Source organism: Enterobacter cloacae complex sp. FDA-CDC-AR_0132 (assembly GCF_003010695.1).
Lineage (GTDB): Bacteria > Pseudomonadota > Gammaproteobacteria > Enterobacterales > Enterobacteriaceae > Enterobacter > Enterobacter ludwigii.
Genome location: NZ_CP027618.1, coordinates 802,376 through 816,936, shown reverse-complemented (window position 1 = coordinate 816,936; position 14,561 = coordinate 802,376). Strand labels below are relative to the sequence as shown.

The 14,561-nt window shown below is 59.4% G+C and carries 14 protein-coding genes; 12 read left to right on the top strand and 2 right to left on the bottom strand.

What is annotated here, in order from left to right; translation table 11 throughout:
• Position 1: 1 nt before the first annotated feature.
• The 12 genes from AM379_RS03885 to AM379_RS03830 all read left to right on the top strand — a co-directional run bounded on the left by AM379_RS03885 (position 2) and on the right by AM379_RS03830 (position 12,057).
• A complete protein-coding gene (locus AM379_RS03885) occupies positions 2-1,024 on the top strand; it encodes an aromatic ring-hydroxylating oxygenase subunit alpha (protein ID WP_106503476.1) in 1,023 nt (340 codons plus the stop codon).
• On the top strand, positions 1,024-1,773 hold the full coding sequence (locus AM379_RS03880) for an SDR family oxidoreductase (RefSeq protein ID WP_032678944.1): 750 nt from the start codon (positions 1,024-1,026) through the stop codon (positions 1,771-1,773). Before AM379_RS03885 ends, AM379_RS03880 begins: the two co-directional genes overlap by 1 nt.
• 12 nt (positions 1,774-1,785) lie before the next feature.
• On the top strand, positions 1,786-2,574 hold the full coding sequence (locus tag AM379_RS03875; RefSeq protein WP_020883705.1) for an IclR family transcriptional regulator: 789 nt from the start codon (positions 1,786-1,788) through the stop codon (positions 2,572-2,574).
• Positions 2,575-2,652: 78 nt separating this feature from the next.
• Positions 2,653-3,579 carry a VOC family protein gene (locus AM379_RS03870; protein WP_032678943.1) on the top strand — a complete coding sequence of 309 codons (927 nt, stop codon included), beginning with the start codon at positions 2,653-2,655 and terminating at the stop codon, positions 3,577-3,579.
• A complete protein-coding gene (locus tag AM379_RS03865) occupies positions 3,576-4,763 on the top strand; it encodes an NAD(P)/FAD-dependent oxidoreductase (RefSeq protein WP_032678942.1) in 1,188 nt (395 codons plus the stop codon). Before AM379_RS03870 ends, AM379_RS03865 begins: the two co-directional genes overlap by 4 nt.
• Before the next feature lie 25 nt (positions 4,764-4,788).
• Positions 4,789-6,045, top strand: coding sequence for an MFS transporter (locus AM379_RS03860; protein ID WP_032678941.1), 1,257 nt, complete (start codon positions 4,789-4,791; stop codon positions 6,043-6,045).
• 10 nt (positions 6,046-6,055) lie between these two features.
• Positions 6,056-6,586: a cupin domain-containing protein gene (locus AM379_RS03855; protein WP_020883709.1), complete on the top strand. Its 531-nt coding sequence runs from the start codon at positions 6,056-6,058 to the stop codon at positions 6,584-6,586.
• Positions 6,587-6,595: 9 nt separating this feature from the next.
• Complete coding sequence (locus tag AM379_RS03850) at positions 6,596-7,366, top strand: alpha/beta fold hydrolase (protein WP_025203266.1); 771 nt, start codon at positions 6,596-6,598, stop codon at positions 7,364-7,366.
• Positions 7,350-8,144 carry an SDR family oxidoreductase gene (locus AM379_RS03845; protein WP_106503475.1) on the top strand — a complete coding sequence of 265 codons (795 nt, stop codon included), beginning with the start codon at positions 7,350-7,352 and terminating at the stop codon, positions 8,142-8,144. The genes AM379_RS03850 and AM379_RS03845 overlap by 17 nt, the downstream gene beginning before the upstream one ends.
• 9 nt (positions 8,145-8,153) lie before the next feature.
• The gene (locus tag AM379_RS03840; RefSeq protein WP_106503474.1) at positions 8,154-8,924 is read left to right on the top strand and encodes an aspartate dehydrogenase; all 771 of its coding nucleotides are present in this window, start codon (positions 8,154-8,156) and stop codon (positions 8,922-8,924) included.
• 9 nt (positions 8,925-8,933) lie between these two features.
• On the top strand, positions 8,934-10,403 hold the full coding sequence (locus AM379_RS03835) for an aldehyde dehydrogenase (RefSeq protein ID WP_106503473.1): 1,470 nt from the start codon (positions 8,934-8,936) through the stop codon (positions 10,401-10,403).
• Positions 10,404-10,416: 13 nt separating this feature from the next.
• Positions 10,417-12,057, top strand: coding sequence for a thiamine pyrophosphate-binding protein (locus AM379_RS03830; RefSeq protein WP_014171541.1), 1,641 nt, complete (start codon positions 10,417-10,419; stop codon positions 12,055-12,057).
• Between the two features lie 59 nt (positions 12,058-12,116).
• Here the strand turns inward: AM379_RS03830 and AM379_RS03825 are convergent, their stop codons facing one another.
• The gene (locus AM379_RS03825; protein ID WP_025203270.1) at positions 12,117-13,385 is read right to left on the bottom strand and encodes an OprD family outer membrane porin; all 1,269 of its coding nucleotides are present in this window, start codon (positions 13,383-13,385) and stop codon (positions 12,117-12,119) included.
• Between the two features lie 220 nt (positions 13,386-13,605).
• Positions 13,606-14,364: a M48 family metallopeptidase gene (locus AM379_RS03820; protein ID WP_032678933.1), complete on the bottom strand. Its 759-nt coding sequence runs from the start codon at positions 14,362-14,364 to the stop codon at positions 13,606-13,608.
• Between the last annotated feature and the right edge of the window lie 197 nt (positions 14,365-14,561).

Here is a 14,561-nt window from a genome sequence, read left to right as displayed (position 1 = left end):
GATGACGACTACCGTACAAAACTATCTTGATAAAGGTCTGCGCGGCCTCTGGTACCCGGTGCTGGCCAGTTGGGAAGTTCAGTCTGCGCCCGTGGGGATCACCCGTCTGGGTGAACAGATTGTGGTCTGGCGCAACAAAGATGGCCAGGTGCAGGCGCTGGAAGATCGCTGTCCGCACCGTGGCGCGCGTCTGTCGATGGGCTGGAATCTGGGCGATCGTATCGCCTGCTGGTATCACGGCGTGGAAGTGGCGGGTAACGGCGAAGTGAAGGATGTGCCTGCGGTGGATAAATGTCCGCTGGTCGGCCAGCAGTGTGTGCGCAGCTACAACGTGCAGGAAGTACACGGGGCCATCTTCCTCTGGTTTGGCGTTACCGCCGATCAGCAACCCGACGAACTGAGCTTCCCGGACGAACTGGCTGACACCGACGCCTACAGCAATTTTCTCTGCACCGCCGCGTGGAAATGCAATTACCAGTACGCACTGGAAAACGTGATGGACCCGATGCACGGCACCTATCTGCACTCTTCGTCGCACTCCATGGCGGAAGGGGATCGCAAAGCGGATATGGTTCTGCAGCCGACGAAAACCGGGTTTATCTTCGAGAAAAAAGGCCAGAGCGGCGTCAACTTCGACTGGGTTGAACTGGGCAACAGCGGCACCTACTGGATGCGTTTGTCCATTCCTTATAAGAAGCGTTTCGGGCCGGGCGGTCACTTCTTCATTGTTGGCATGGTGGTGCCGGAAGATAACGATAACTGCCGCGTCTTCTTCTGGCGTATCCGCCGCGTGCAGGGCTGGCAGCGCGATATGTGGCGTTTCATGTACCGTAACCGTCTGGAAAAACTGCACTGGGAAGTCCTTGAGCAGGACCGCGTGGTGCTGGAGAGCATGGCGTCAGATGCACGGGAACACGAATACCTTTACCAGCATGATGTGGGCCTCTCGCGCCTGCGCCGCATGATGCAAAAAGCGGCGAAAGAGCAGCTGGCGGCGCGTGAAGCTCAGCAGGGAGCCGCCTGATGAATGGGCTGCTGAACGGGAAACGCATCGTGGTGACCGGTGCCGCGCGTGGGCTGGGCTTTCATTTCGCGAAAGCCTGCGCAGAGCAGGGCGCGGCGGTGGTGATGTGCGACATCCTTCAGGGCGAGCTGGCTGAAAGCGCGCATGGCTTAAGTGAGAAGGGCTATGCGATTGAATCACACGTTATCGATTTGGCCGATCCGCTCTCCATTTCGCGGGTGTTCAGCACCATTGGTAAACAGGGACCGATCGACGGTCTGGTCAATAACGCGGCGATGGCTACCGGGGTCGGCGGCAAGGACATGCTTGATTACGATCCGGATCTGTGGGACCGGGTGATGAGCGTTAACGTTAAAGGCACCTGGCTGGTTACCCGGGATGCGGTACCTCTGCTGCGCGAAGGGGCAGCCATTGTCAATGTGGCTTCCGATACCGCGCTGTGGGGCGCGCCGCGTCTGATGGCCTACGTGGCCAGCAAGGGCGCCGTGATTGCCATGACCCGTTCAATGGCGCGCGAGCTGGGTGAAAAACGCATTCGTATTAACGCCATCGCCCCGGGCTTAACCCGCGTCGAAGCGACGGAATATGTTCCTGCAGAGCGGCATCAGCTTTACGAAAACGGCCGGGCGCTCACCGGGGCGCAGCAGCCGGAAGACGTCACCGGCAGCGTGGTCTGGCTGTTAAGCGATCTGTCGCGGTTTATCACCGGACAGCTGATTCCGGTCAACGGCGGTTTTGTCTTTAACTGAGGTAAAGCAAATATGGCAAGCGATCACGAAGTGAAGTACCTGGTGCCGGGGCTGGAGCGAGGCTTACAGCTGCTGCTGGCCTTTGGCGAGCAGCACCGTGAACTGACCTTTGCCGAGCTGCACAGGCTGGTCGATATGCCGAAAGCCACCGCCTACCGCGTGGTACAAACGCTGGAATACATGGGTTTTCTGGAGCGCAACACGCGAACCAATACCTTCTCGCTTGGCATGAACGTCCTGCGTCTGGGCTTTGAATACATCGCCTCACTGGATGTGGCGCAGGTCGGTCAGCCGGTCATCGAGCAGCTGCGTGACGTCAGCCAGTGCAGCAGTCATCTGGCGATCCGCGACGGGCGCGACATCATCTATATCGCCCGCGTCAGCGCCGCCGGTTCTCGCATCAATCAGGTGAGCATTGGTACCCGTTTGCCGGTGCACTGTACGTCGCTGGGACGCATGCTGCTGACCGATATTTCGCGAGCCGATTTCGAACAGCTGTTCCCGCACGAGCGTCTGCCGGGCAACACGCCGGGCCAGATCCACGACCGTGAAGCGTTGTGGCAGATGGTGCAGCAGGACAAAGCACGCGGCTATGTGATCGGCGAATCCTTCTTCCGTCATGGCATCTCCTCCATCGTTTATCCGGTGTATGACCGCAGCGGAAGGGTGGCAGCCGTGGTGAGCATTCTGGTGCCTTCGGAGGAGATCCCGCAGACCGATCGCGAGCGCCTGCAAAACGATGTCCGCATGGCGGCGGATAAAATTTCTGGCTTCTTAGGGTATTTGTCACAGGCCAGTTAAATCATCAGGTTAACGCCAGGCGCTTCATTGCGTCGGGCATGTTTTACGCCCAATCTGGGCCAGACGAGGCAACGAACGATGTGTATAACCGGAATTGAAAAGCTGGAATTTGGCGTCGAGAACCTGACGCACTGCGCCAAATTTATGCGTGATTTTGGCCTGACGGGCGATGCCAGCGGCCAGCGTTTTACTACCCTGAGCGGCGCGCGCGTGGAGCTAAATCCTGTCGACAGCCCTGACCTGCCACCAGCGTTTGAAGCAGGAAATACGTTGCGCCGGATGACCTGGGCAGTCGCCACCCGGGACGATCTGGAGGCGCTGCGCCCGAAGCTTGAGAAGCAGTCCGGTTTCCGTGAGGTGGGCGACGCGCTGGAGTGCCGCGATCCGAACGGCATGACCCTGCGCGTACAGGTCAGCCATCAGGTGCCGGTGGAGCTGAACGTCGAGCCGATTAACCAGTGGGGCGATGCCCGCCGTATCGACACGCCAAGCCCGGTCTACGATCGCGCCCAGCCTATTAACGTGGGCCACGTGGTGTTCTTCGTGGAGGAGCTGGCGGCGGTGGAGACGTTCTACCGTGAGGTGCTTGGGTTCCAGGTGTCTGACCGCTACATCAACCGTGCGGTGTTCCTGCGCTGTGGCGTGCGCGGCGGGCATCACAACTTGTTCCTTCTTCAGCTGCCTAACCGTAAGCGGGGTTTGAACCACGTGGCCTTTACCGTACGCGACATTCACGAGGTGATCGGTGGTGGGATAGCGATGAACAAAAACGCCTGGAGCACCTTTATTGGCCCGGGGCGTCATCCGGTCTCCTCGGCCTATTTCTGGTACGTCAACAGCCCAACTGGCGGGGCGTTTGAATACTACACCAACGATGATTACCTCACCGAAAACTGGCAGCCGCGCGAGCTGGAACATTCGCTGGTGTCGTTCACCGAGTGGGCGGTTGAGGGTGGGATTGACCACGACACTCGCCGTCAGCAGAAAAAGCCGGAGGCGGTATGACCTCGCGCATTGTCATTATTGGCGGCGGTCAGGCAGGTGGCTGGGCGGCGAAAACCCTGCGTGACGAAGGCTTCGACGGCGAGATTTGCGTCGTGGCGGAAGAGGCGTGGGATTTCTACGAACGCCCGCCGCTGTCCAAGGCTGCGTTACTGGAGCCGGACGCGCCGCTACCGCGTCTCTTTCCTGAAGCGGCGCAACAGGCATTGAACCTGACATGGTGCCGGCCGGTGCGCGCGGAATCTCTCGATCGTCACGCGAAAACGGTGCGCTTAAGCAACGGTGAATACCTTAGTTACAACATTCTTTTAATCGCTACCGGTGGTCGGGCGCGTCTGCCGGGCGATGCATGGGCGGCCCACCCGCAGGTCTATACCCTGCGCCACTGGCAGGACGCACAGCGGCTGAAGGCGCGCCTGGCAGAGAGTCAAAACCTGGCGATTATCGGCGGAGGCTGGATTGGCCTGGAGATTGCGGCCTCCGCGCGTAAATGTGGCGTCGCCGTGACGCTGTTTGAGCAGCAGCCCGCGCTGTGCATGCGTTCGGTGAGCGCCGAGGTATCGCAGCAGCTGGAAACACTTCACCGCGAACAGGGCGTGGATATCCGCACCGGCTGCGGAGCGCTGGAGCTGGAAGATAACAATGGTCTGCCGGTCATTCACTGTGACGGCCAGCGTGAAACCTTTGATGCCGTGGTCGTCGGGATCGGTGTTGATCTCAATCTCGAGCTTGCACGTGATGCGGGTCTGCAGACTGAACGCGGGATCGTGGTGGACGCTCAGGGGCGAACGTCGGATCCGTTTATTTATGCTGCCGGTGATGTGGCCCAGCACCATCACTATGGGCTGTGCATTCAGTCGTGGGCCTTTGCCCAGAATCAGGCGGTTGCCACGGCAAAGGCGATGCTCAATCCCGATGCCCCCGGCTATGACGACGCGCCGTGGCTGTGGTCGGATCAATACCAGCACAACATTCAGATCCTCGGTATTCCGCAGGCCGACTGCACAACCCTTGCCCGGGATAATACGCTGTTTTTCTCACTGGATGAAAACGGACGGCTGACCCAGCTGGTGGCGTTCAACGATGCGCGTACCGTCAAGCTGGCGAAACGCTGGATGGCTGCCGGAAGGGATCTGTCCGATGTGCCGCTGGCTGACCCGACTTTTTCACTGATGTCATTGCGATAGCTAACCCGCACCCGTAGGGGGAGACATGACCACATTTGAGACTAACACCGCGCCGGTTGAGGCAAGCGGTGAGGGCACCCGCACGCCCGAAAAAGCGGTGCGCTGGGCCATCCCGCTGTCTTTGCTGGCCTGCGTGCTGCTGGCATTTTTCGACAAAATCAGCATTGCGGCGCTCTTTTCCGACAGCCATTTCCAGCAGGCGATGGGCATAGATTTTGACACCACGCGCCTCGGCATTCTGATGAGCGCCTTCCTGCTGAGCTATGGCTTCTCATCGGTCTTTTTAAGCGGACTGGGGGACAAGATTGCACCGCTTCGCCTGCTCACCGGCATGATGGTGGTGTGGTGCGTGCTGATGGTAGCCATGGGGTTTACCCATAACTACACGATCATGATCGTCCTGCGCATTTTGCTGGGCGTGGCAGAAGGGCCGCTGTTTCCGCTGGCGTTTGCCATTGTGCGGCATAACTTCCCGCAGCATCTGCAGGCGCGAGCCACCATGTTGTGGCTGCTGGGTACCCCGGTAGGCGCGGCGATTGGTTTCCCTCTCTCTATCTGGCTGCTGAATGCCTTCGGCTGGCAGAGCACCTTCTTTGTGATGGCGATGCTCACCGTGCCGGTGCTGGTGTTCGTGCGCATCGGTCTGCGCGGGATCCGTCTGGGTGCCAAACCGGCTGCGGATCGCGAATCACAAGATGAACGACGTGCCGCGCGGCGCGAGCTGTTTGTCAGCCCGCACTTCTGGATTATCTGCATCTTTAACATCGCGTTTCTCACCTACCTGTGGGGAATCAATGGCTGGCTGCCGGGTTACCTGATTAAAGGGAAAGGCATTCATCTTGAACACGCGGGCTGGCTGTCGTCGATGCCGTTTATTGCCATGCTGGCGGGTGAGGTGATTGGCGCATGGCTTTCTGACCGGGTCGATAAACGCGCGGTGGCCTGCTTTATCTCGATGGCTGGCGCGGGATTAGGCCTGACGGCGGTCATGCATCTTGATACCCCGCTGGCCGTTATCGCGGCGATGAGCTTTAGCACCTTTATGTGGGGCACCGGTGCGCCGAACATTTTCGCACTGCTGGCGAAGGCGACCCATCCCCGGGTGAGCGCGACGGCGGGCGGTATTTTCAACGGACTGGGAAACTTTGCGGGCGCGCTGTCGCCGGCGGTGATGGGCGCGTTGATCGCCTTCACCCACAGCATGGATTCCGGGCTGATTTTTCTGGCGGTGATGGCGGCGGTGGGCTGCGTCCTGTTACTGCCGCTGCTGAGACGTTACTGAGGAGAGTGTCATGACTGATTCAACCGTAACTGCAAAACCAGGCATTAAACCTGACCATCTGACCATGGAAGAGTGGATCGAGTCGCGCATTGCGCGCTTTGAAGGGCGTAAATATGACTGGAATGCGCTGAAGTTCCAGGCCGATTTCGATCCTAAATACCGCCGTGCGCAGATGCGCTACATCGGTACCGGGGCGACGGGCGTGGCAAGCGATACCAATACCGTGCCGGCTGAGCACTTTACCTTCTCCACCATGGTGCTGCCGTCGAAGTGCGAGGGACCATTGCATCTGCATGACGATGTGGAAGAGGTGTTCTTCATGCTTAAAGGGCAGATCACGCTGATGATCCAGGACGGCGATCACTACACCGAAACCGTGCTGCGCGAACGCGATCTGATCTCCGTTCCGCCGGGCATCTATCGCGGTCTGTTCAATCATGGTGAAGAAGAGGCGCTGATGTGCGTGATGCTCGGCACCAACAAGCCGGAAATCCCGACCTATCCGGCCGATCACCCGCTGTCGAAAGTGAAGCGGAACTAAGGGGGCGCGATGACGGGCTTTCGTGAACAGGGAAGCGGCATCCCGCTGATGCTGCTCCACGGCATCAGCTCCGGTGCTGCCTCCTGGCATAAACAGATGGCGCTGAACGGTTTTCGCGTGCTGGCGTGGGACATGCCCGGTTATGGCGAAAGCCCGATGCTGGCGGTTGAGCGCGCCAACGCGGGGGATTACGCCGACGCGCTGGCGGCCATGCTGGATCGCGCGGGCGTCTGGCAGGTCGTTCTGGTCGGGCATTCGCTTGGGGCGCTGGTGGCAAGCGCCTTTGCGGCGAAGTATCCCGAACGCGTGCTGCATCTGGTGCTGGCCGATGCCGCGCAGGGTTACGGCCAGGCCGAGCCGGCGCAGCGCGAGCAGGTCTGGCGTAACCGGGAGCAGCAGATGGCGCTTGGGGGCGAGATCCTGGCGCAAACCCGGGCCGCTAAATTATTACGCCCGGGCGCGCGTGAGGACGATATTGCCACCGTTGCGGCGGGCATGCGCAAACTGCGCCCGGAAGGCTACCTCGCTGCCGCATGGATGCTGGCACATGACGATATTCACGGCTGGCTGAAGCGTTACGCCGGTGACTTTGAAGTCTGGTGCGGCGAGCAGGACGCCATTACCCAGCCTGAGCTGGTTCAGGGGCTGGCGCTACGTTACGGCATGCCGTTTACCGCGATTCCCCTGGCCGGGCACGCCAGCTATCTCGATAACGACGCGTTTTTTAATCAACAGCTTTTACGTATCAACGAAGAGGTGCGCGATGAATGCACAAATTGACGGGCGCGTAGCGGTAGTCACCGGCGGTTCTTCTGGCATTGGTTTTGAAACACTGCGCTTGCTGCTGGGCGAGGGGGCAAAAGTGGCGTTCTGTGGCCGCGACCCGGACCGGCTTGCCAGCGCGCATGCGTCGCTGCAAAACGAATTCCCTGATGGCGAGATTTTCTCTCACCGCTGCGACGTGCTGGATGCAGACCAGGTTCAGACCTTTGCCCAGGCCGTTAAGTCCCGCTTTGGCGGGACAGACTTGCTGATTAATAACGCCGGACAGGGGTATGTGGCGCACTTCAATGACACCCCGCGCGAGGCCTGGCTGCATGAAGCCGAACTGAAACTGTTTGGGGTGATTAACCCCGTACAGGCTTTTCAGCTGCAGCTGGAGCAATCGGATATTGCCTCCATTACCTGCGTGAACTCGCTGCTGGCGCTGCAGCCAGAGGAACACATGATTGCCACCTCCGCAGCACGTGCCGCGCTGCTCAATATGACGCTCACGCTCTCGAAAGAGCTGGTGAGTAAGGGCATCCGCGTGAATTCCATTTTGCTTGGCATGGTGGAATCCGGCCAGTGGCGGCGTCGCTTTGAGAACCGGGCGGATAAAAGTCAGAGTTGGCCGCAGTGGATGGCGGATATTGCCCGCAAACGCGGCATTCCGATGGCGCGTCTCGGTAAGCCGCAGGAGCCTGCGCAGGCTCTGCTGTTCCTCGCTTCGCCGCTGGCTTCGTTTACCACCGGTGCGGCGCTGGACGTTTCCGGCGGCTTCTGCCGTCATCTGTAAGGACACATCATGAAAAAAATCATGTTAATCGGCTACGGTGCCATGGCGCAGGCGGTCATTGAGCGTCTGCCCGAGCAGGTTGCCATCGGCTGGATCGTGGTGCGCGAGACGCATCATGCTGCTATCCGCCAGCAGTTTGGCGATGCGGTGGTGGCACTGACCTCGCCCGCATTATGTACGGATACTCCCGATCTGGTGCTGGAATGTGCCAGCCAGCAGGCGGTGGCGCAGTACGGGGAAGCGATTTTACGCCGTGGATGGCATCTGGCGGTGATCTCCACCGGCGCGCTGGCAGACAGCGGGCTGGAACAGCGTCTGCTTAACGCAGGCGGAAAGCTGACGTTGCTCTCCGGGGCGGTGGCGGGCATTGATGGCCTGGCAGCGGCAAAAGAGGGCGGGCTTGAGAAGGTGACCTACCAGTCGCGTAAAAGCCCGGCCAGCTGGCGCGGCAGCTATGCCGAGCAGCTTATCGATCTTAACGCCGTGTCCGAGGCGCAGATCTTCTTTGAAGGCAGCGCACGTGAAGCGGCACGACTGTTTCCGGCCAACGCCAACGTGGCGGCGACCGTGGCACTTGGCGGCGTGGGGATGGATGATACCCGTGTGCAACTGATGGTTGACCCGGCCACTCAACGCAATACCCACACGCTGCACGTCGAAGGGATGTTTGGCGAGTTCCATCTGGAGCTGAGCGGGCTACCGCTTGCCAGCAACCCCAAAACCTCCACCCTGGCGGCACTCAGCGCGGTTCGCGCCTGCCGTGAACTGACGCAGCGCTGAGGAGCGACGATGGACGATCTTAACATTTTCATTGGCGGCAACTGGCGGCGTGGCGGCGGTAACCTGATGCAGAGTCATTTCCCGGCAGACGGTGCGGTGAACGCCACGCTCCACGCGGCAAGCCTGGAGGATCTGCAGGAGGCTATCGACGCCGGAGAGCGCGCGTGGCGCGATCCTGCCTGGCGTAACAGCCTGCCGCATGCGCGTGCGAAGATCCTGCATAAGGTGGCGGATCTGATCGAATCCCGCGTCGATGAACTGGCCCGCATGCAGAGTCGCGACAACGGTAAACCGCTGGCGGAAGCGCGGGGGCTGGTGATGAGCGCGGCAGGCACGGCGCGTTATTTTGCCGCCGCCTGCGAGCTGCTGGAAGGTGAACTGCCGACCCCACGCCAGCCTGATGTGCTTACCCTCAGCCGATATGAACCGCTCGGCGTGGTGGCGGCTATCACGCCCTGGAATTCCCCCATTGCCAGCGAAATGCAGAAAGTGGCGCCGGCCATTGCTGCCGGTAACGCGGTGGTTCTCAAACCAGCCGAAGCCACCCCGCTGATGGCGCTGGAGCTGGCGCGTATTTTTGAGCAGGCAGGCTTACCCGCCGGGCTGCTGAGCGTGCTGCCGGGCAAAGGCTCGGTGATTGGCGATGCGCTGGCGCGTCACCCGAAAGTGCGAAAAATCTCCTTTACCGGTGGCACCACCACGGGCCGTCATCTGGCGCACGTGGCGGCGGAAAAATTGATCCCGGCCTCGCTGGAACTGGGCGGTAAATCCCCGACCATCGTGCTGGAAGATGCCGACGTTGAGCTGGCTGCGCGCGGGATCTGCTACGGTATTTTCAGCTCTGCAGGTCAGGCCTGTATTGCCGGTTCGCGACTCTTTATCCATGAGCGCCTTTACGCCCCACTGATGGCGAGGCTGCTCGAATTAACGCGCGGCCTGCGGGTCGGGCATCCCTTTACCGACGGCACCCATGTGGGACCGCTGATTAACGACGCGCACCGCCAGAGCGTGCAGGCTTACGTTGAACTGGCAAAGCGTGAAGGGGGCCGCGTGCTGTGTGGCGGGGAGATCCCTGCCGATCCACTGCTGGCAAACGGCAGTTACTTCCAGCCCACCATCATCGAAGGCCTGACCAACAGCGCGCGCGCCTGTCAGGAGGAGATCTTCGGCCCGGTGCTGGTGGCGATGCCCTTTAGCGATGAAGCCGCGTTGATCCGTGAGGCGAATGACTCCGTTTATGGCCTTGCCGCCGGGATCTGGACGCGGGATACCGGGCGCGCCCTGCGCCTGAGCGAGCAGCTTGAAGCGGGCACGGTGTGGATAAATACCTACAAAGTGTTTGCAATTTCGACCCCGTTCGGGGGCTTTAAAGAGAGCGGTCTGGGCCGCGAAAAGGGCATTCAGGGGCTGAAAGCCTGGATGCAGCAAAAGAGCATTTATCTGGCGACGGGTAACAGCGTCAACCACTGGTGCGACTGAGAAAGGGTGAGTAATGAGCGAAATGATAACCGTCGGCGACGCCATCGCCAGAACGCTGGAGCAGTATCAGGTTGAGGCCATCTACGGCGTCATCTCCATCCACAATTTACCCATCGCCGATGCGGTAGGGCAGCGCGGGAATATTCGCTTTGTGCCCGCACGTGGCGAAGCGGGGTCGGTCACCATGGCCGATGCCCACGGCCGTTTTTCCGGGCTCGGCGTGGCGCTGACCAGTACCGGTGCCGGGGCAGGTAACGCCGTCGGCGCGCTGGTGGAAGCCATGAATGCCTGCACGCCGCTGCTGCATATCACCGGCCAGGTGGAAAAAGCCTGGCTGGATGCCGACACCGGCTTTATCCACGAAACCCGCGACCAGCTGACCTTCCTGAAGGCCAGCTCAAAACGGGCATACCGCATCAGCAACGCAAACCAGGCGATAGCGATCCTTCACAAGGCCATTCAGGAGGCGCAAACTCCGCCGTGCGGGCCGGTCTCCGTGGAGATCCCGATTGATATTCAGGGGGCGAAAATCCCCGTGTCGCTGATCACCGCTCCGGTGAAACCGACGTCGGTTTCTGCGGTTGATACGGCAGTGGTCGACACGCTGTGGGCGCAGCTTAAACAGGCCAGACAGCCGCTGCTGTGGCTGGGGGGCGGAGCGCTCGGTAGCGCTGATGCGGTAAAAAAACTGGCGGATGCGGGAGTGACGGTTATCTCCAGCACCCACGCGCGCGGCGTGCTGCCGGACAGCCATCGCGCCAGCCTGCGGGCGTTTCATAACTCGCCGTCAGTTGAGGCGTTGATCGCCCAGTGCGACTTTACGCTGGTCGCCGGCTCACGCCTGCGCAGCAACGAAACCCGCTCGTGGACGCTTGAATTACCGCATCCCCGCGTCCAGATCGATATCGACCCCGCGGCGGCGAGCCGCAACTATCTGATGGACACAACCCTTGTGGCGGACTGCGCAGCGCTGTTAACCGCGCTGGCGGCTAAAGCGCAGGGGCGTGAATGGGGCGATGCACAGTGGGATACACAGGTGCAGCAGGCGCTGGCGAAAGCCGTTGCGGGACTGCGTGAGCAGTGCGGTGCTTATGCGAAGCTCAACGACGCCATCGAGAACGCGCTGCCGCAAGATGGCCTGCTGGTCCGTGATATCACCGTATCCGGAAGCCTGTGGGGCAGCCGTTTGTTCCGCGCCAACGGACCGCTGATGAACATTCACTCGCTGGCAGGCGCCATCGGCATGGGGCTACCGATGGCGATTGGCACGGCGATTGCCAACCCGCAACGCAAAGTGGTGGGGCTGGTGGGCGATGGTGGCGTAAGCCTGAATCTGGGCGAGATGGCAACGCTGGCGCAGGAGAAGGCCAACGTGACGCTGCTGGTGATGAACGACGGCGGTTACGGCGTCATGCGCGGCATTCAGGATAAGTATTTCGGCGGGCGTCAGTATTATAACGAGCTGCATACCCCGGACTTTACGCAGCTGGCGCATGCGATGGGGTTACAGGCGTGGAGCGTCGAACGGGCTGAGGATTTTGACGCGGTGATGACCGAAGCGCTTGCCATGCCAGGACCGTCGGTAGTGGAAGTGCGGATGGGACAGATTGGCGCGCTGAAGTTTGCCGGGCCGCCGCAGAAGACGTTGTACTAAGCGTGTTTACCCTCACTCCAGCCCTCTCCCTTAGGGAGAAGGGCGGGTGAGGGGTTTAATCAGAACACGTTAAACGGGTATTCCACGTACGCGCGGATCTCATCCCCGCCCACGTTATAGTCGCTGGCGTTGCTGGACACGCGCAGGACGGAGTAACGGAGTTTCAGTTTCAGATCTTTAGCCGGGCCGTCCTGCACCTGATACTGGATCTGGTTAAACCACTCATGCTCTTTACCGTTGCTGGTTTCAGAGGTCTTGATGTTGTCGCCACGCACGTAAGCTGTGGTCCAGCTCAGGCCTGGTAAGCCCAGACCGCCGAAGTCCAGCGCGTAAGAAGCCTGCCAGGAGCGCTCGTCTTCGCCGTTGAAATCAGACCAGTAGGAGTTCGCCAGCCAGATGGTATTGCCGCCGTCACCTACGCCACCCTGATCGCGATAGCTGCCATAGTGATAGCCGGTGCTGCCGCTGCTCTGCTGATACGCCACCTTGAAGGTATGAATATCCCAGATGTAGCTTGCCGCCAGGCTCCAGATGCTATTGCTGCGTCCGGTATCAAGGCTGTCTGCGTAGCGCTGATCCAGGCGTGAGTTATAGCCGTTGAAATCGAGCACCAGCTGTTGCCCGGTGCTGAACGGCTGTTTGAAGTTCATTCCCAGGTACTGCTTGTTCATCACCTCTTCCACATGAGAGGCATACAGCGCACCGCTGAACTGGTCGTTGAACTGGTAGCTCGCACCGCCGAAGGAGAGGCTCTTCAGGCCGCTGTCGTGGCGGTCGTCACTTTTGCGCTGCTCATCGGTGAAGTAACCGGCGTTCACTTCCAGGCCCGCGATCTCTTTTGAGGTCAGCATGGTGCCGGTAAAGCTTTCAAACAGCAGACGGGAATTGTCGGCATTCACAATCGGTAATTCCGGACGCTGGTTACCGTAGCTCAGCACGGTATTGGAAATACGCATTTTTGCTGTGGCGCCAAATTTCGCCAGATCGGATTTAGCCCGGCCATCGTCTTCCTGTTTAAAGAAGTCAATGCCGCCCGCGCCGCTCTTTCCACGACCGCCGTCCAGACGCACGCCATACTGGGCAATGCCGTCCACACCAAAGCCAACCAGCCCTTCGGTATAGCCGGATTCGAACGTGGCAACGATACCCTGACCCCATTCGGCTTTGTCCTGCTGGCCCTGATGATAATCACGACTGATATACGCATTGCGTAAAAACAGATCTAAATGGCTGTCGTCAACAAACCCTTTGCTGTCGGATTGCTGGCTTGCAACGGCGGGTAATGCGGCGAATAAACTTAACGCAATTAATGAAAATTCTTTTTTCACGGAGGGAACGTCTCTGTCTTAATATTGTAAATTGAATTACTGCGAGCTCGATAATTACCCGAATGGTATATGATTGCAATAATTATGTGACGAGACGTTTCAGGGCAATAAGCCAGTGTTTGCGCGGCTTAGAAAGGTACTCAAGCGCTATTACCGATATGTGCGGTTAAATTAACAATTCATGCGAAATAAAAAGGAGGCAAATATGCCTCCTTTCGAATTATTTAATTCCGTCTGCGGCCATACGGTCGCGAATATGCTGTGCGCGCTCTTCTGACGCCGGGTGGTCATCAAACATAGAGCTCTGGCGACCGACTTCCAGTTTGGCCAGTTTTTCGAAGCTGGTGGCTAAACCTGATGGATTAATGCCGCGTTTGCGCAACAGATCGTAGGAGTAGTCATCCGCTTCGGATTCCTGACGCTGCGAGAACTGAGAGTTAACCAGTTTTTCACCCACATCGCCAAGCTGCGACTGTGACAGGCTGCCGACGATACCGCCCGTAGACGCCGCCGCGGCGCGGATGGCGTTAGTGCCTAACGCAACCTGCATGCCTTTCTTCACGTGGCCAAGTGCAACGTGGCCCATTTCATGGCCGATAACCGCTTCAACTTCGTTGTCGGTCATCATATCCATCAGCCCGCTGTAAACGCGGATGCAGCCGTTCGCCATCGCGAAGGCGTTTACATCTTTGGCCATGTACACCTTATAGTTCACCGGCTGGCCGTTAATGTTATCACCCAGCGCGGAGGCTATCTTATTCAGACGCTGCGTGTAGGTACTATTGGCCGGGGCAAGCGTGGCTTTTCCGTCCATATCTTTACAGGCCTGGTCGCTCAGCGCTTTAACCTGTGCGTCGCTCAGGGAGTAGGCCTGAAAGGCCTCTGCGCCTGAGGACATCAGGCCGTTAGAATCCATATTCTGACAGCCGCTCAGCAGGAGCGTTGTACCCAGGGCCAGCACTATTGCACGCATTTTCATGATGTCGCTTCCGTACTCGTTAATCTGAATAAAATCTGAAAAGTGCACCGGCAACGAAGCCGGGGTCGGGCTAAGTATAAGGAATATCTACGGGGCCGGGCGAGCAGATTGCGCAACATGCGAGCATGATCCAGAGATTTCTTAAGCTGCAAAAGAATGCTCCATGTACATGACATGCCGCTTGGGTTACATTGTTG